This is a genomic window from Bradyrhizobium sp. NBAIM08, from assembly GCF_020193935.1.
GTDB classification, from domain to species: domain Bacteria; phylum Pseudomonadota; class Alphaproteobacteria; order Rhizobiales; family Xanthobacteraceae; genus Bradyrhizobium; species Bradyrhizobium yuanmingense.
Window position 1 is genome coordinate 115,422 of the sequence record NZ_JADYVR010000009.1, and the last position, 15,737, is coordinate 131,158.

The 15,737-nt window shown below is 65.0% G+C and carries 16 protein-coding genes; 4 read left to right on the forward strand and 12 right to left on the reverse strand.

Features of this window, described 5'->3' with window-relative positions; genetic code table 11:
• From I6F37_RS27535 to I6F37_RS27545, 3 genes are all read right to left on the reverse strand, one after another.
• Nucleotides 1-1,290 carry a pitrilysin family protein gene (locus I6F37_RS27535; RefSeq protein ID WP_035996609.1) on the reverse strand — a complete coding sequence of 430 codons (1,290 nt, stop codon included), beginning with the start codon at nt 1,288-1,290 and terminating at the stop codon, nt 1-3.
• Complete coding sequence (gene thrC, locus I6F37_RS27540; RefSeq protein WP_035996607.1) at nt 1,287-2,705, reverse strand: threonine synthase; 1,419 nt, start codon at nt 2,703-2,705, stop codon at nt 1,287-1,289. The genes I6F37_RS27535 and thrC overlap by 4 nt, the downstream gene beginning before the upstream one ends.
• Before the next feature lie 553 nt (nt 2,706-3,258).
• Complete coding sequence (locus I6F37_RS27545; protein WP_028178165.1) at nt 3,259-3,903, reverse strand: response regulator transcription factor; 645 nt, start codon at nt 3,901-3,903, stop codon at nt 3,259-3,261.
• A gap of 86 nt (nt 3,904-3,989) precedes the next feature.
• On the opposite strand from I6F37_RS27545, the gene I6F37_RS27550 reads away from it, so the two are divergent.
• Nucleotides 3,990-5,327 carry a histidine kinase gene (locus tag I6F37_RS27550; RefSeq protein WP_225153219.1) on the forward strand — a complete coding sequence of 446 codons (1,338 nt, stop codon included), beginning with the start codon at nt 3,990-3,992 and terminating at the stop codon, nt 5,325-5,327.
• Nucleotide 5,328: 1 nt separating this feature from the next.
• Here the strand turns inward: I6F37_RS27550 and I6F37_RS27555 are convergent, their stop codons facing one another.
• The 9 genes from I6F37_RS27555 to coxB form a co-directional block, all read right to left on the reverse strand.
• On the reverse strand, nt 5,329-5,694 hold the full coding sequence (locus I6F37_RS27555) for a nuclear transport factor 2 family protein (protein ID WP_035996598.1): 366 nt from the start codon (nt 5,692-5,694) through the stop codon (nt 5,329-5,331).
• 115 nt (nt 5,695-5,809) lie between these two features.
• Nucleotides 5,810-6,565, reverse strand: a complete 756-nt coding sequence (locus tag I6F37_RS27560; protein ID WP_035996596.1) for an SURF1 family protein — start codon at nt 6,563-6,565, stop codon at nt 5,810-5,812.
• Entirely contained in the window at nt 6,562-6,963 is a 402-nt protein-coding gene (locus I6F37_RS27565; protein ID WP_035996593.1) for a DUF983 domain-containing protein, read from the reverse strand. The genes I6F37_RS27560 and I6F37_RS27565 overlap by 4 nt, the downstream gene beginning before the upstream one ends.
• 97 nt (nt 6,964-7,060) lie before the next feature.
• A complete protein-coding gene (locus I6F37_RS27570; RefSeq protein ID WP_035996590.1) occupies nt 7,061-7,957 on the reverse strand; it encodes a cytochrome c oxidase subunit 3 in 897 nt (298 codons plus the stop codon).
• Between the two features lie 78 nt (nt 7,958-8,035).
• Nucleotides 8,036-8,689: a cytochrome c oxidase assembly protein gene (locus I6F37_RS27575; RefSeq protein ID WP_035996588.1), complete on the reverse strand. Its 654-nt coding sequence runs from the start codon at nt 8,687-8,689 to the stop codon at nt 8,036-8,038.
• Between the two features lie 5 nt (nt 8,690-8,694).
• Nucleotides 8,695-8,871 (reverse strand): hypothetical protein, encoded by a 177-nt coding sequence (locus tag I6F37_RS27580; protein ID WP_035996586.1) that lies wholly within the window; start codon nt 8,869-8,871, stop codon nt 8,695-8,697.
• The gene (locus tag I6F37_RS27585) at nt 8,868-9,812 is read right to left on the reverse strand and encodes a heme o synthase (protein ID WP_035996584.1); all 945 of its coding nucleotides are present in this window, start codon (nt 9,810-9,812) and stop codon (nt 8,868-8,870) included. Before I6F37_RS27585 ends, I6F37_RS27580 begins: the two co-directional genes overlap by 4 nt.
• A 61-nt stretch (nt 9,813-9,873) precedes the next feature.
• Nucleotides 9,874-11,490 (reverse strand): cytochrome c oxidase subunit I, encoded by a 1,617-nt coding sequence (gene ctaD, locus I6F37_RS27590; protein ID WP_035996582.1) that lies wholly within the window; start codon nt 11,488-11,490, stop codon nt 9,874-9,876.
• 83 nt (nt 11,491-11,573) lie between these two features.
• Nucleotides 11,574-12,428: a cytochrome c oxidase subunit II gene (coxB, locus tag I6F37_RS27595; RefSeq protein WP_035996579.1), complete on the reverse strand. Its 855-nt coding sequence runs from the start codon at nt 12,426-12,428 to the stop codon at nt 11,574-11,576.
• Nucleotides 12,429-12,886: 458 nt separating this feature from the next.
• Here coxB and I6F37_RS27600 point away from each other — a divergent pair, with 458 nt between their 5' ends.
• From I6F37_RS27600 to lepB, 3 genes are all read left to right on the forward strand, one after another.
• Nucleotides 12,887-13,420, forward strand: coding sequence for an invasion associated locus B family protein (locus tag I6F37_RS27600; protein ID WP_035996576.1), 534 nt, complete (start codon nt 12,887-12,889; stop codon nt 13,418-13,420).
• A gap of 112 nt (nt 13,421-13,532) precedes the next feature.
• Complete coding sequence (gene tldD, locus I6F37_RS27605) at nt 13,533-14,960, forward strand: metalloprotease TldD (protein ID WP_109145594.1); 1,428 nt, start codon at nt 13,533-13,535, stop codon at nt 14,958-14,960.
• Entirely contained in the window at nt 14,957-15,736 is a 780-nt protein-coding gene (lepB, locus tag I6F37_RS27610; RefSeq protein ID WP_225128513.1) for a signal peptidase I, read from the forward strand. Before tldD ends, lepB begins: the two co-directional genes overlap by 4 nt.
• The last annotated feature ends 1 nt before the right edge of the window (nt 15,737 follow it).

A 15,737-nucleotide genomic window follows, 5' to 3' on the forward strand; every position in this document is an offset into this window, starting at 1 on the left:
CTAATGCAGCCGCGCCTTGGCGCGCGCCCGTGTCAATCCTTCCGCAAAAGACACCGCCGTGTCCAGACCCCTGCCGCTGCCCAATGCGACGACCGCAGGCCGGCTGCGCGACAGGAGCGCACGGGCCGCGTCCCGCGTCGATTCGATGCTGACGGCGTCGATCCGGGCAACCAGTTCCTGCACTGTCTGCGGCCGCCCGTAGGCCAGCACATGCCGGGCGAGCTGCTCGGCGCGGGAGGAGCAGCTCTCCAGCGCCATCAGCAACCCCGCCTTCATCTGTGCCTTGGCTCGGGCGATCTCGGCCTCAGTCAGCGTCTCCACCGATTCGTTCATGATGTCGACCACGACCTCCATCATCTCCGGCGCATCGGCGGGATCGGTGCCGGTATAGAGGCCGAAAAAGCCGGTATCGGTGTAGGGGGCGTGGAAGGTGTAGATGGAGTAGCAGAGGCCGCGCTTCTCGCGCACCTCCTGGAACAGGCGCGACGACATTCCGCCGCCAAGGACATTGGTGAAGACCTGCAGCGAGAACAGCGAAGGATCGGTCTGCGGCACCCCCTCGAGCGCCAGCGTCAGATGCGCCTGCTCGAGCTCGCGATGCACCACCTTGGCGCCGCCCTGGCCGAACCGAGCGGCCTGCGGCTTCGGCCCGGGCGTCCCCTCGAAGCTCGCAAAACGCTTTTCGACCTCGGCGACGACCTGACCGTGGTCGACCGCCCCGGCCGCGGCCACCACCATGTCGGGCCCGCGATAATGCGTCGACAGATAGCCACGCAGCATGTCGCGGTTGAAGGCGCGCAGCATCTTGGCGGTGCCGAGCAGCGAACGGCCCATCGGCTGGTCGGGATAGCAGAGCTCGTTCAGATGCTCGAACACGACGTCGTCGGGCGTGTCCTGCGCGGCACCGATCTCCTGCACAATGACGTTCTTCTCGCGCTCCAGCTCGTCGGGCTCGAAGGCGGGATTGGCAAGGATGTCGGCGAGCACGTCGAGCGCGAGCGGCACGTCGGCCTTTAGCACCCGCGCGTAATAGGACGTGGTCTCGGTCGAGGTGCCGGCATTGAGGTCGCCGCCGACCGCCTCGATCTCCTCGACGATCTCGCGCGAGGAGCGCCTGGTCGTGCCCTTGAACGCCATGTGTTCCAACAGATGCGAGATGCCGTGCTCGTTCGGCTTCTCGTCGCGTCCGCCGACGCCGGCCCAGACGCCGAGCGCCGCCGTCTCGAGGTGGGGCATCTCGTCGGTGACGACGGTGAGGCCGGAGGCAAGCTTGGACATCTCGACGCTCATCCGGCAACTCCCTGCTTTGCGGCGCGGCTGGCGGACAGCACGAACCGCTCGAGCTCGACCTGATCGTTCTTCATCACCCTCATGTGTTCGGATTTGGTCATCAGGCCGTCGAGCCAGGCCGGCAGTTGCGGCCGCTGGCCGCAAGCCGCCTCGACGGCGTCGGGGAACTTGGCCGGATGGGCGGTGGAGAGCACGATGCTCGGCACCTTCGTATCGGTGGTGTCGCGGTCCGCGACGGCGAGCGCCACGGCGGTATGAGGATCGACCAGCTCGCCTGCTTCGCGCCAGGCGGCGCGGATCGCAGCCGCAGTCTCGGTCTCGTCAGCGCGCCCGGCATCGAACTCCTCGCGGATCGCGGCGAGTGTCGCATCGGGTAGCACGAAGCGGCCGGACTGCTTCAGCTGTTCCATCAGGCGACGCACGCCGGCGCCATCGCGCCGGCCGGCCTCGAACAGCAGCCGTTCGAAGTTCGAGGAGATCTGGATGTCCATCGACGGCGATGCCGTCGCGTGCACCTCACGCACCTCGTAGATGCCGGTCTTCAGCGTGCGCGCCAGGATGTCGTTGACGTTGGCGGCGATGCGCAGGGTGCGCACCGGCAGCCCCATGCGCTTGGCGACGTAGCCGGCGAAGATGTCGCCGAAATTGCCCGTCGGAACGACGAAATCGACCGCGCGCGCCGGAGCACCGACCGCGACGGCAGAGGTGAAATAGTAGACCACCTGCGCGACGATGCGCGCCCAGTTGATGGAATTGACGCCGGAGAGCGAGGTCGCATCGCGGAAGCGATGGTTGTTGAACATCCCCTTCACGAGCGCCTGGCAGTCGTCGAAGGTGCCTTCGATGGCGAGCGCATGGACGTTGGCCGCGCCCGTCGTGGTCATCATCCGCCGCTGCACCTCGGAGATGCGGCCGTGCGGAAACAGCACGACGAGATCGACGTTCTCGAGGCCCGCAAAGGCTTCGACCGCGGCGCCGCCGGTATCGCCTGACGTCGCGACCACGATGGTGGTGCGCTGGCCGCGCTTTTCGAGCACATGGTCCATCAGCCGCGAGATCAGCTGCATCGCTACGTCCTTGAAGGCGAGCGTCGGACCGTGGAACAGCTCCAGCACGAACTGGTGCGGGGACATCTGGCGCAGCGGCACCACCGCAGGATGGCGGAAGGTGGCATAGGCCTCGTTCGCCATCCGCCCGAGCTCGGCGTCGGAAATCTCGCCACCGGCGAAGGGACGAATCACGTCGACCGCGACCTCCCAATAGGGGCGGCCGAAGAAGCCGGCGATCGTCTCGCTCGGAAACTGTGGCCACACCGCCGGCACATACAGGCCGCCGTCGCGGGCAAGCCCGGTCAGCATCACGTCACAAAAGCCGAGTTCGGGGGCTTCGCCCCGGGTCGAGATATAGCGAGTCAAACTGCCCTCCAAAGGCGGCCGGGCCGGAGCTCGACCCTTAAGCCTTTGATTTTACGTAATTACTTGTCAACAGCCGGTGGCTTTGAACCACCATAGAGTGTTTTGCGGCATCGGGAAACCGCTTCCGGCGTACCCCCTCGCCCAATGAAAAAGGGCTGCGGCATTGCCGCAGCCCTTCTCTTGGAAGGCCTGTCGTTGTGTGCAGACCAGTTGCCTCGTCGGGGTCGCCGAACCCTCAAAACTGTTCCGGCAAGCTTTCGTCGCCTGTCACGAAATCGTCAAGTCGAAAACCCCGCGCGTATCGAAAATGTTCCTATTCTTCCCGATCCGGCTCTGGTTCGCTTTTGGCAGTTGCAGCCAAGTCCCGGCCGTGATCCTGACCCTGAACTCCGCTTTTTCCCGAATCAGTCGCGGGAACGAATACAGCCTCGGCCCATTGTGTCGGCGGATGGGTGTCAGCCCGTTGTCCAATGCATTGCCCGGCCAACGGCGGCGTCGATCCGTCGGCCGAACCGCTGCATCCCGGAGCAGTCGGTTCGGTCGATGGCGAAAGTCAGTTCATTCCGATTTCCACTGCGATCCGGATCAGGTCGGAATGGTTCTTGGCGCCAAGCTTCTGCTTGAGCAGGGACGTGGTGTTGGCGACCGTCTTGTAGGAGATGCCGAGCGCCTCGGCGACCTCGACGATCTTATCGCCGCGTCCGAGCAAGCGAAGAATTTCGAGCTCCCGCGGCGTCATCTGTGACGCGGGGTTGGCCTTGATCGCCGCGCCGGAAAACGTCACGGCTTCCGCAAGCTGCGGCGAGATGAAATTGTCACCCGCGACCACCTTGCGCACCGCTTTGAGCAGGATCCTGGGATCGTCGCCTTTGGAGACATAGCCCTGCGCCCCGAGCTCGACGGCCCGCACGACGAACGCCGGATCGTCGTTCATGCTGAACATGATGATCTTGGCGTCGGGGTCGTCCTTGCGGATGCGCCGCATCAGCTCGAACCCGGAGACGTCGGGCAGGCTGATGTCGATCACGGTGACGTCGGGCCGCTTGCTGACATAGGCGCGATGCCCGGATTTGGCATCACTCGCCTCGTCAATGCGGATTGAATGGTCGGATGCGAACAGGGTGCGGCAGCCGGACAGCACCACGGGATGGTCGTCGACGATCAGGACCCTCGTCGCCAGCTTGGCGGTATCTTGCATCGCGCACTCTCTTGTTTTTCGACTCATAGCCCGCCGGGAATAAATGGAAAGAGCAAATCCGGCCGATACGCGTTAGAATTGACCTAATGTGGCGACGACTTTCGTTCCGAACGCAATTGTTTCTCCCGCTCGGCGCGAGCCTTCTCGCAGCCCTGATCCTGGGCGGCATATTACTGCAGATATTTGCACCAGGTCAGGTAGCTGATGAACACGAGCCGGCTCGACGCTCGATCCAGACCATCGCCGCCGCGCTCAACAGCACCCTGCGCGCATCGGACAATCCGCAAAAGACCCTCGATGCATTTGTTCAGTCCTTGGACGCCTCCACGGATATTCAATTCCGCCGCATGGACGGAGGTCCCCCGCCTTCTCCGAAAGACTTGCGCAACCTGAAGAAGGTTCCGCAATGGTTCGTCAACCTCATCACCATACCAGAGATGGAAGCGGCGTTTCCGATCGTCATAGACGGCAGACATGTCGGCGATATCGTGTTCTTCCCGGACATATCGGCCGACTTGTTCGAGAAGTGGATCGGCTTCCTTGCGCTGACCAGCCTGGTCGCTGTCCTGATGGTGCTCACCGGCACCGTTGCCTATGTCTTCGCCGGTTCGGCCCTGCGCCCCCTGCAACATCTCGGCGACGGTCTTACGCGGATTCGGCGCGGCGACTACGCAAGGCCGATCCCGGTCGGAGGACCGCCGGAGATCCGGCAGAGCTGCGAGGAAGCCAATGCGCTGGCAGCGACACTGGCGCAACTCAGCCAGGACAATCGCGATCTGATGCACCGCCTGGTGTCGCTGCAGGATGACGAGCGGCGCGATCTCGCCCGCGAACTGCACGACGAGCTCGGGCCCCTCCTCTTCAGCATCCGCGCCGGCACGATCGCGCTGACCGATGCCTCCGAGCCAACGGGACATCTCGGCAATTCGGCACAGGACCTGCTGCAATCGGTCGAGGCCCTGCAGCAGACCAACCGCCGCATCCTCGACCGGCTGCGGCCGCTCTATATCGAGGAGCTCGGCCTTTCGAGGAGCGTGCAAACGCTGCTCCGGAATTTTCGCAAGCAGGCACCTCATATCGTGCTGACGGACGCGATCGATCGCGATCTCAGCGCAATCGGCGGACCGCTGGCGCAGACCATCTATCGAGTGATCCAGGAGGCACTGACCAACGTGCTGCGACATGCCAACGCGGGCAACGCACATGTGCAGGCGACGGTTGCCGGCAAGACGCTCGTCGTCGAGATCTCCGACGATGGCGGCGGTTTCCCTGCGGACAACGTCTTCGGCCGGGGCCTGACCGGCATGCATGAGCGCGTGCGCGCGCTCAGCGGATCGCTATCGCTGTTGCGCGTGGATGACCGAACCTACGTGCGCTGCCGCCTTCCGGCGGAGACGATGCGGGACGTTCCGTCACCAGGCTAATTCAGCAGGCGCAACCATCATGCGCATTCTGTCGCGCCGGTTCGCACAGCGTGCTGCGGATCTTGCCATCCGGGCTGAAGCGGAACGAGGCCTGAATGCGCAGCGCGCCGGCGACGGAATATTCGAGGTGGACGCCGTGGGGCGCGGGATTGATCTCTTCCAGTCCGAACCCCGCCGAGGAGAAGGCGCTGAGCCGCGGCTGCCAATAGGCCTCGATCTCGCTCCGGCCACGAAAGCGCCGCGCGCCGTCGCAGGTGCATTCGAGCTGCGCGTCGTCGGCATAGAGGTCGAGCAGGGCTGTGAGGTCGCCCTTACGGCAGGCATCCACCCAGTCGACGATAATTCCCATCTGGTCGAAATCACTCACGCCGCACCCAATCTGCCGCGGACAATATTGGCGGCTTAGAACCACCCTCGTGAATATGCGCTGAATAATAAACCCCGGGCGATACCGGGTTCCCTCGATGGACCTGCCAATGAGCTCAGCTCTGCCGCCGGCCTCTTGCCCACACGCCGAAGGCGATGAGCACGGCGCCTGCAAGCGTGAACCAGGTGATTGCATATTGCAGATGGTCGTCCTTGAGATTCACCTGGAGCGGTCCCGGACGCGGGATGCCATTCGCCGGCGCGGGCCGTTCGAGATCGATATAGAACGGCGCAACCGTGCCCCAGCCCAGCACGCTTGCGATTGCCAGATGATCGCGCACGAACCAGAGCCGCTTGCCGCGATTCTCCGCCGGAGTCAGCCAGCTTGGCGCCTCGGGAAAGCGCAGATAGCCGGTGAGCTCAACCGGTTGGCCCGTGATAAGCTTGTTCACCGCGCGATCCTCGACGCCGCGGTCCTGCATCGTGTTCTCGACGAAACCCGCGTCGATCACGACCATCTCGCCGCCGGGAAGCCGCGCCGGCAGGAACGCCCAGGTGCCAGGGCCGGAGGCGTCCTTGCGCACCGCCGAGCCGGAGGAATAGACCATTGCATCGGGGAGGGCTGCGTAGGTCGCGGTGAAGCTGACGCGGCGGAATTCGTCGCGGGCGGGATTGAGCGCGACCCATTGCGCGGACGGCGGCAGCGCAACCGGCGCGGCCGCAAGCCGCTCGGTGAGCGCCGCAATCAACTCGTGCTTGGCGGTGCGGCGCTGCAGCTGCCAGACACCGAGCGCCACGAACACAGCCGTGAGGAACAGCGTGAACAGCGCGAAGCCGGCCACGGGGGCCTTGCGCGACGCAGGCTCATTCATTTCGCGCGATCGACCAACCGGCCCGGCGCCGCCTTGTGGTGGAATTGCAGCGCGATCAGCAACGACTTCATCGAGCGCAGCGGCAACAGCGTGGTGGCGAGGATGAGCGGCAGCCAGAGCACCGCATGCAGCCAATATGGCGGCTGGTATTTGACTTCGACGATGAGGGCGCACGCGACGACGATGCCGCCGGCCAGCATGATGATGAAGATCGCCGGGCCGTCGCCGGTATCGATGAAGGCATAGTCGAGCCCGCAACGGTCGCATGCGGGCGCGAGCGTCAGAAAGCCCGCATAAAGCTTGCCTTGGCCGCAGCGCGGGCATTTGCAGGCAAGCCCACGCAGCGCGCTTTGCAGGACGGTGGTTTCGGACGGGGGTGTGCCGGCACTGTCGTTCATGATGGCGGACTCTATCACAGTTTCCGACGAAACTTCCGGCGGCCGGAAAGCGAAAGGGCGGCCCTGCGGCCGCCCTTCCTGATCGGTTCGATCGGGCTCAGTGCGCGGCGCTGGCCATGGTCTCGGCGCCGCGTCCCCAGACGTAGATGCAGAGGAACAGGAACAGCCAGACCACGTCGACGAAGTGCCAGTACCAGGCCGCGAACTCGAAGCCGAGATGCTGCTTCGGCGTGAAGTGGCCGGCATAGGCGCGGAACAGGCACACCAGCAGGAAGATGGTGCCGACCAGCACATGGAAGCCGTGGAATCCGGTCGCCATGAAGAACGTCGCGCCATAGACGTTGCCGCCGAAGGAGAACGCCGCGTGGGCGTACTCATAGGCCTGCACGCAGGTGAAGAGCGCGCCGAGCACGACGGTGAGGATCAGGCCATACTTCAGGCCCTGGCGGTCGTTCTCGAGCAGCGCATGGTGCGCCCAGGTCACGGTGGTACCTGACGTGAGCAGGATCAGCGTGTTCAGCAGCGGCAGATGCCAGGGATCGAAGGTCTCGATGCCCTTCGGCGGCCAGGTGCCCGGGACCGCGCAGGCGCCGGGCTGCGTGCCGAGGCCGCAACCGAACACCGCATCGCGGGTGGCGTGGACGGCGTCGGCCGGAAACAGCGCCGCGTTGAAATAAGCCCAGAACCAGGCGACGAAGAACATCACCTCGGAGGCGATGAACAGGATCATGCCGTAGCGGTGATGCAGCTGCACGACCCGGGTGTGATCGCCCTTGTACTGGGCCTCCTTGATCACGTCGGCCCACCAGCTCGCCATGGTGTAGAGCACGCCCACGGTGCCGACGCCGAATACGATCGGCGCTGCCGAGAACATGTGGTGCATCCAGGCGACCGCGCCGACTGCCATGATGAAGGCCGAGAGCGAGCCGACCGCCGGCCAGGGAGAGGGATCGACCAGGTGATAGTCGTGATGCTTGGTGTGCGCCGTGGCCATTTCCGTCTCTCTCCTCAATCCCGTGCCTGTCCGGCACTTATCCCCTTGCGTCCAACCGCCTGCGCGTGAGCCCTGCGGTCAAAGATTTCCCTTGCGCTTGTCGGCTTCGCCCGATGCCAGCGGTTTCACCACGGGATCGCGCACCGGATAGAACGTGTAGGACAGCGTGATCGTGCTCAGCCCGTCGTTCTCGTGGTCGGCGGCGATCGACGGGTCGACGTAGAACACGACCGGCATCTCGCGCTTCTCACCGGGTGCCATGGTCTGCTCGGTGAAGCAGAAGCAGTTGATCTTCTGGAAATAGGCGCCGACCGTCAGGGGCGCGACGTTATAGGCGGCCTGGCCCGCAGTGGCGCGCGCCGCCTGGTTGGTCACGGTGTAGAAGACCGTCACAACCTGGCCGATATTGACCTCGATCTCGCTCTGCTCCGGCTCGAACTTCCAGGGCAGGCCGGGCGCGACGTTGGAATCGAACCGCACCGAGATCTTCCGCGCGATCGGGCCCGTGGCCGGCGCAGAGGTCGCCACTTGCGTCGTGCCGTTGAAGCCGGTGGCGCGGCAGAACCAATTGTAGAACGGCACCGCCGCGTAGGAGGCGCCGACCATCAGCGCGACCACGCCGCCGCAGATGGACGCGACCACCACATCGCGCCCCAGCCCGCGGCCCTTGCCCGGGTTGCGATGGCCCGGCTTGGCGCTGACGTCCTGCGATATGGTGGGCTCGTGATCCATGTTTCCTACATCGGCCGCACGAGCACGGCCGGCCCCTTGACCATAGTGACGGCGAAGAACAGCACCACGAGCACGCCGAGCGCCAAAGCGATGGCGATGGAGCGCTGACGACGGCTCTTCCGCTGCGCCTCGGTGAGGACGATTCCTTCCGGCTCGGGTTTGTCGGCCATCGCGGTGATCATGCGCCCCCAACCATCGGAGCAAGCGCCCGGTACACGACCTCGGCCAGCAGGGTCGCAAACAGCGCGAACAGGTACAGGATCGAGAAGGCAAACAGCTTGCGGGTCGCGCGCAGCGACTGGCTGCGCTCGCGGCGCAGATAGACGTTGATGGCGAGCACCAGCATGCCGGCACCGAGAATCAGCGAGACCACGCCGTAGACGGCATCGAAATAGCCGAGCGCCCAGGGCGCGGCGGCGACCGCGATCAGCACGATGGTGTAGAGCAGGATCTGCAGACGCGTGGCGTCGGGACCGGCGACGTTCGGCAGCATCGGAATGCCGGCGCGCGCGTAGTCGTCGGAGCGGAACAGCGCCAGCGCCCAGAAATGCGGCGGGGTCCAGAAGAAGATGATGGCGAACAGCAGCAGCGGCTCGACATCGACCGTGCCCGTCACCGAGGCCCAGGCCACCACCGGCGGCAGCGCACCGGCGGCGCCGCCGATCACGATGTTCTGCGCGGTCCAGCGCTTCAGCCACATCGTGTAGATCACAACGTAGAAGAAGATGGTGAAGGCGAGCAGCGCACCCGCGATCCAGTTGACGAGGATGCCGAGCGTCATCACCGAGAAGAAGGCGAGCGTCATGCCGAACGCCATCGCCTCGGGGCGGGTGATGCGGCCGCGCGGGATCGGCCGGTTCGCCGTGCGCGACATCTTGGCGTCGATGTCGCCTTCGAGCGCCATGTTGAGCGCCCCGGAGGCACCGGCGCCGACGGCGATGCAGAGCAGCGAGGTGATCGCCAGCACCGGGTGGAAATGCCCCGGGGCCATCGCCATCCCGACCAGCGCAGTGAAGATCACCAACGACATCACCCGCGGCTTGAGCAATGCGAGATAATCGCCAACCTCCGCTTCGGAGATGTGGGGATTGATGTCGATGGCGTTGTGGTCGAGGACGGACACTTAGATCTACTCGCTTCGTTACAGCGCCGCGGCGCCCGTCACGGGCGCCGCGGGGGATTGGTTACTGCACGCGGGGCAGCACTTCGAACTGGTGGAAGGGCGGCGGCGAGGACAGCGTCCACTCCAGCGTGGTCGCGCCGGCACCCCAAGGATTGTCGCCTGCCGGCACCCTCTTCATGAAGGCGTCCAGCACGCAGTAGAGGAAGATCAGCACGCCGAAGCCGGAGATGTATGAGCCGACCGACGAGACCAGGTTCCAGCCCGCGAACGCATCGGGATAGTCGATGTAGCGGCGCGGCATGCCGGACAGGCCGAGGAAGTGCTGCGGGAAGAACACCAGGTTGACGCCGACGAAGGTGACCCAGAAGTGCAGCTTGGCAAGGCCCTCATTGTACATGTAGCCCGACATCTTCGGGAACCAGTAGTACCAGCCGGCGAAGATCGCGAATACCGCGCCGAGCGACAGCACGTAGTGGAAGTGGGCGACGACGTAGTACGTCTCCTGGAGCACCCGATCGACACCCGCGTTCGCCAGCACGACGCCGGTGACGCCGCCGACCGTGAACAGGAAGATGAAGCCCACCGCCCAGATCATCGGCGCGCGGAATTCGATCGAGCCGCCCCACATCGTGGCGATCCAGGAGAAGATCTTCACGCCGGTCGGAACCGCGATGACCATCGTGGCGGCGACGAAATAGGCCTGCGTCGCCGAGGACATGCCGACCGTGTACATGTGGTGCGCCCACACCACGAAGCCGATGCCGCCGATCGCGACCATGGCATAGGCCATGCCGAGATAGCCGAACACGGGCTTGCGCGAGAAGGTCGAGACGATCTGGCTGATCATGCCGAAGCCGGGCAGGATCAGGATGTAGACCTCGGGGTGACCGAAGAACCAGAACAGATGCTGGAACAGCACGGGGTCGCCGCCGCCGTCGGGGGCGAAGAACGTCGTGCCGAAATTGCGGTCGGTGAGCAGCATGGTGATCGCACCGGCGAGCACCGGCAGCGACAACAGCAGCAGGAACACCGTCACCAGGATCGACCACACGAACAGCGGCATCTTGTGCAGGGTCATGCCCGGCGCGCGCATGTTGAAGATGGTGGTGATGAAGTTGATCGCGCCCAGGATCGAGGAGGCACCGGCGAGGTGCAGCGACAGGATCGCGAAGTCGACCGCCGGGCCGGGATGGCCCGAGGTCGACAGCGGCGCGTAGATGGTCCAACCCGCCCCGACGCCGTTGGAGCCCGGCTCGCCCTCGACGAAGGTCGACATCAAAAGCAGCGCGAACGATGCCGGCAGCAGCCAGAACGAGATGTTGTTCATGCGCGGGAACGCCATGTCTGGCGCGCCGATCATCAGCGGCACGAACCAGTTGCCGAAGCCGCCGATCATCGCGGGCATGACCATGAAGAAGATCATGATCAGGCCATGCGAGGTCACGAACACGTTGTAGGTATGGGCCTCGTGGAAGACCTGCACGCCCGGATACATCAACTCGGCCCGGATCGCGATCGACATCGCCGCACCGATGATGCCGGCGACGACCGCGAAGATCAGGTACATCGTGCCGATGTCCTTGTGATTGGTCGAATAGACGTAGCGCCGCCATCCGGTCGGATGGGCATGCTCGTCATGATGCGCGTGATCGCCGTGTGCCGCTGCGCTCGTTGCCATTTTCAAATCCTGCCTTGCGTCCCATTCGGACCTTTGGAGGTCCCACCCTTATCGCTTTCAGTCCCTCAGGCCGCCCCCGGCGCTTACTGCGTCGGGCCGGCCGCGGAGGCGTAGGTGCTGGTGCCGCCGCTCGCAAATTTCTTCTTCGCCGTCTCGACCCAGGAGGCGAACTCCTGGTCGCTCACCACGCGGATCGCAATCGGCATGAAGGCGTGATCCTTGCCGCACAGTTCCGAGCACTGACCGTAGTACATGCCGGTCTTGGTAGCCTTGAACCAGGTCTCGTTCAGACGGCCGGGAATGGCGTCGATCTTGACGCCGAAAGCCGGCAGCGCGAACGCATGGATGACGTCCGCACCCGTGGTCTGGACGCGAATCACCTTGTTGACCGGCACCACCATCTCGTTGTCGACGCCGAGCAGACGGGGCTGCTTGTCCTGCGCCATCAGCGAATCGAATTCGAACTTGCCGTTATCCGGATAGGCATAGGACCAGTACCACTGCTTGCCGGTCGCCTTCACGGTCAGGTCCGCTTTCGGAATGTCGAGCTCCAGGAACAGCAGCCGGAACGACGGCACCGAAATGCCGACCAGGATCAGCACCGGGACGAGCGTCCAAGCCACCTCGATCAGCGTGTTGTGGGTGGTCCGCGACGGCACCGGATTGGCCTTCGCGTTGAACTTGACGACCACGATCACGAGCAGCGCCAGGACGAACAGCGTGATCAGAGTGATCAGCACGAAGAGGAAGTTATGGAACCAGACGATGTTGTCCATCACCGGGGAACCGGACTGCTGAAGCGTCCACTCCCACGGCGCCGGCTGCCCGAGCTCGGCCAAGGCCGCACCACCCGTCGCCAGCGTGACTCCAGTCGCCACCAAGGCGATGGTGGCCAATCCCAGCAATTGCCGGCCCACCCGACCCATCGACATCCTCATGTCGTTCGCGCTCCCCTTCCGAGATCACCCCACGTGCATTCCCCTGCTTGCGGGAAACGCTTATTCGACCCGCCAGTCCGACAAACCGCCACGCAAGAATACCTCTAAGAGGAATTGGGGCCAGATCGCTAGAACGCGAAATCAAGCCTCTCAAACCATAATTCTTGATCTATCGCAATGCAGTCTTGAGCCCCGCCTGCCAGCCATCACCGGCAAGATATTTCCCAGCAAGATCAGACAAAAATACCGTTTCCCGGGACGCTGCGGCTTGACAGCGGAATTGCCCGCGGTAGGCACTGGAAGACTGCCACGCGGCAGCCTGATTCGTGCGGGCAATGGCGGTGTGGGCGGCGCGGAATTTGCTTGGGAATCGCCTTCAAGACGCCGTCATTCCGTATCAGTCCGCCAGATCAGTCCGCCAAGCGCGAGCAACCCAGGCGAGCAGAGGGACCGACCCGATGGGGCTTTCGAGATCGATGGCAAGGCCGGCGAACGGCCTCCCGGCGCTCGCCGGCCTCGTGGCTGCGATGGTCCTGCTGGCGCTGCCGGGGCTCGCCCATGCGCAGGGCGCGGTGCGCTCCGTCCATGGCGACTGGCAGATCCGCTGCGACACCCCGCCGGGCGCCCAGACCGAGCAATGCGCCCTGATCCAGAGCGTGGTGGCGGAAGACCGCTCCAATGCCGGCCTGACCGTGATCGTGCTCAAGACCGCCGACCAGAAGAGCCGGCTGATGCGCGTGGTCGCTCCGCTCGGGGTCCTGTTGCCCTCCGGCCTCGGGCTCAAGCTCGACAACCAGGACGTCGGCCGCGCCGGCTTCGTCCGCTGCCTGCCCAACGGCTGCGTCGCCGAGGTCGTCCTGGAGGACAAGCTGCTCGGCCAGCTCCGCAGCGCCAAGACCGCGACCTTCATCATCTTCGAGACCCCGGAAGAAGGCATCGGCTTCCCGCTCAGCCTGAACGGGCTCGGCGAGGGCTATGACAAGCTGCCGTAGCAGCGGCTAACCTTGGCAATCCTTTTGTTTCCGTAATGTGAGGCTTCGCGCTCTCGCGGAACTGGTCCGAAACCATTATCTTGCCCCACATCCCCGGCTAATGGACGGACGCATGACCAATCCTGCCACGACCTCCCTGCTCGACCGTGCCAATCTCGACCGCGACCAGGTTCGCAGCGAGGTCGCGCGCGGGCTTTCCGGCGCTGACGACGGCGAGCTGTTCCTGGAATACAGCCAGACCGAAGCTCTCATGTTCGACAATGGGCGGCTCAAGCAGGCGACCTACGACACCTCGCAGGGTTTTGGCTTGCGCGCCGTCAAGGATGATGCGGTCGGCTATGCGCATTCCTCCGACGTGTCGCTGCCGGCGCTGATTCGCGCGGCGGACGCGGTTGCTGCCGTGCGCGGCGGCTATTCCGGCAGCTTCTCGGCGCCGCCCCCGCATACCAATGTCCGCCTCTATGGCGACGACAATCCGCTGGATGCGCCGGGCTTCGAGACCAAGGTCAAGCTGCTCGCTGAGATCGACGCTTACCTGCGCGACAAGGATCCGCGGGTGCGGCAGGTCAGCGTGAGTCTCGGCGCGACCTGGCAGGTCGTCGAGATCCTGCGGCCCGACGGTGAGAGCTATCGCGACATCCGTCCGCTGGTGCGCGTCAACATCTCCGTCGTCGCCGGCCAGGGCGACCGCCAGGAGAGCGGCAGCAAGGGCTATGGCGGCCGCGCCGGCTATGCCGAGTTCATCGAGAGCAGGAATTGGCGCGAGGCCGCCGACGGCGCGCTGCGCGAGGCGCTGGTCAATCTGGAGTCGATTCCGGCGCCCGCCGGCGAGATGGACGTCGTGCTCGGCGCCGGCTGGCCCGGCGTGATGCTGCATGAAGCGGTCGGCCACGGCCTCGAGGGCGACTTCAATCGCAAGAAGACATCTGCTTTTGCGGGCCTGATGGGCCAGCAGGTCGCGGCCAAGGGCGTCACCGTGGTCGACGACGGCACCATCGCCTCGCGCCGCGGCTCGCTGTCGATCGACGACGAGGGCACGCCGACCAATCGCACCGTGCTGATCGAGGACGGCATCCTGGTCGGCTACATGCAGGACCGCCAGAACGCACGGCTGATGAACATGAAGCCGACCGGCAACGGCCGTCGCCAGGGTTATGCCCATGTGCCGATGCCGCGCATGACCAACACCTACATGCTCGCCGGCGACCGCGATCCGGCCGAGATCATCGCCTCGGTGAAGAACGGCGTGTTCGCCGCGAATTTCGGCGGCGGACAGGTCGACATCACCTCGGGCAAATACGTGTTCCAGTGCACCGAGGCCTACAAGATCGAGAACGGCAAGATCGGGGCGCCCCTGAAAGGCGCCATGCTGATCGGCAACGGACCGACCGACCTGCATCGCATCCGCATGATCGGCAACGACCTCGCGCTCGACACCGGCATCGGCACCTGCGGCAAGAACGGCCAGGGCGTGCCTGTCGGCGTCGGCCAGCCGTCGCTGCTGATGGAACGCATCACCGTGGGTGGAACCGGCGCATGAGCGTTGAAGACAAGGTCACGGTCAGCCCCAAGCGCAAAAGCAGCGGCTGGGGCGGACAGATCGCTCAGCTCGCCGGCATCGTCGCCGCGGTCTTCATCGCCAAGGGCGCGCTCGCCGAGCCGTTCTACGTGCCTTCGGGCTCGATGGAGCCGACGCTCCTGATCGGTGATGCGCTGCTCGCCTCGAAATTCCCCTATGGCTACGGCACCTCGTCGCTGCCGATCCAGATCAGCCTGCCGGAAAGCGGCCGCGTGTTCGCGGAGACGCCGAAGCTCGGCGACGTCGTCGTCTTCCGCTGGCCCGGCGATCGTTCGCAGGCCTGGGTCAAGCGCGTCGTGGGCCTGCCCGGCGACCGCATCCAGATGCGGCAGGGCCAGCTCTTCATCAACGACCGTCCGGCCGAGCTGAAGCCGGACGGCGTCGGCGCCGCCGAGAACGACAGCGGCGGCAGCGAGCCCGCCTATCGCTATGTCGAGACGCTGCCGAACGGCGTCTCGCATCTGATCTTCAAGATGCGCGACAGCGGTCCGCTCGACAACACGCCCGAGGTGACGGTCCCGACCGGGCATCTGTTCGTGCTCGGCGACAACCGCGACAATTCCGCCGACAGCCGCGTGCCGCTGCGCTCCGGCGGCGTCGGCCTGCTGCCGATCGACAATCTGATCGGCCGTGCGGACGCCGTGGTCGGCTCCTGGGACCTCGGCATGCGCAGCCAGCCGGTATGGACCTGGCTGTCCGGATTCAGGCTGTCGCGGTTCTTCACCGCCGTGCACTGAC

What these genes read in the sequence shown, in the direction of transcription:
- I6F37_RS27535 (WP_035996609.1), bottom strand. Translation starts at nt 1,290, where the DNA reads ATGAGCGTCGAGATGTCCAAGCTTGCCTCCGGCCTCACCGTCGTCACC.
- I6F37_RS27545 (WP_028178165.1), bottom strand. Translation starts at nt 3,903, where the DNA reads ATGCAAGATACCGCCAAGCTGGCGACGAGGGTCCTGATCGTCGACGAC.
- I6F37_RS27550 (WP_225153219.1), top strand. Translation starts at nt 3,990, where the DNA reads ATGTGGCGACGACTTTCGTTCCGAACGCAATTGTTTCTCCCGCTCGGC.
- I6F37_RS27560 (WP_035996596.1), bottom strand. Translation starts at nt 6,565, where the DNA reads ATGAATGAGCCTGCGTCGCGCAAGGCCCCCGTGGCCGGCTTCGCGCTG.
- I6F37_RS27565 (WP_035996593.1), bottom strand. Translation starts at nt 6,963, where the DNA reads ATGAACGACAGTGCCGGCACACCCCCGTCCGAAACCACCGTCCTGCAA.
- I6F37_RS27570 (WP_035996590.1), bottom strand. Translation starts at nt 7,957, where the DNA reads ATGGCCACGGCGCACACCAAGCATCACGACTATCACCTGGTCGATCCC.
- I6F37_RS27575 (WP_035996588.1), bottom strand. Translation starts at nt 8,689, where the DNA reads ATGGATCACGAGCCCACCATATCGCAGGACGTCAGCGCCAAGCCGGGC.
- I6F37_RS27580 (WP_035996586.1), bottom strand. Translation starts at nt 8,871, where the DNA reads ATGATCACCGCGATGGCCGACAAACCCGAGCCGGAAGGAATCGTCCTC.
- ctaD (WP_035996582.1), bottom strand. Translation starts at nt 11,490, where the DNA reads ATGGCAACGAGCGCAGCGGCACACGGCGATCACGCGCATCATGACGAG.
- coxB (WP_035996579.1), bottom strand. Translation starts at nt 12,428, where the DNA reads ATGAGGATGTCGATGGGTCGGGTGGGCCGGCAATTGCTGGGATTGGCC.
- I6F37_RS27600 (WP_035996576.1), top strand. Translation starts at nt 12,887, where the DNA reads ATGGGGCTTTCGAGATCGATGGCAAGGCCGGCGAACGGCCTCCCGGCG.
- tldD (WP_109145594.1), top strand. Translation starts at nt 13,533, where the DNA reads ATGACCAATCCTGCCACGACCTCCCTGCTCGACCGTGCCAATCTCGAC.
- lepB (WP_225128513.1), top strand. Translation starts at nt 14,957, where the DNA reads ATGAGCGTTGAAGACAAGGTCACGGTCAGCCCCAAGCGCAAAAGCAGC.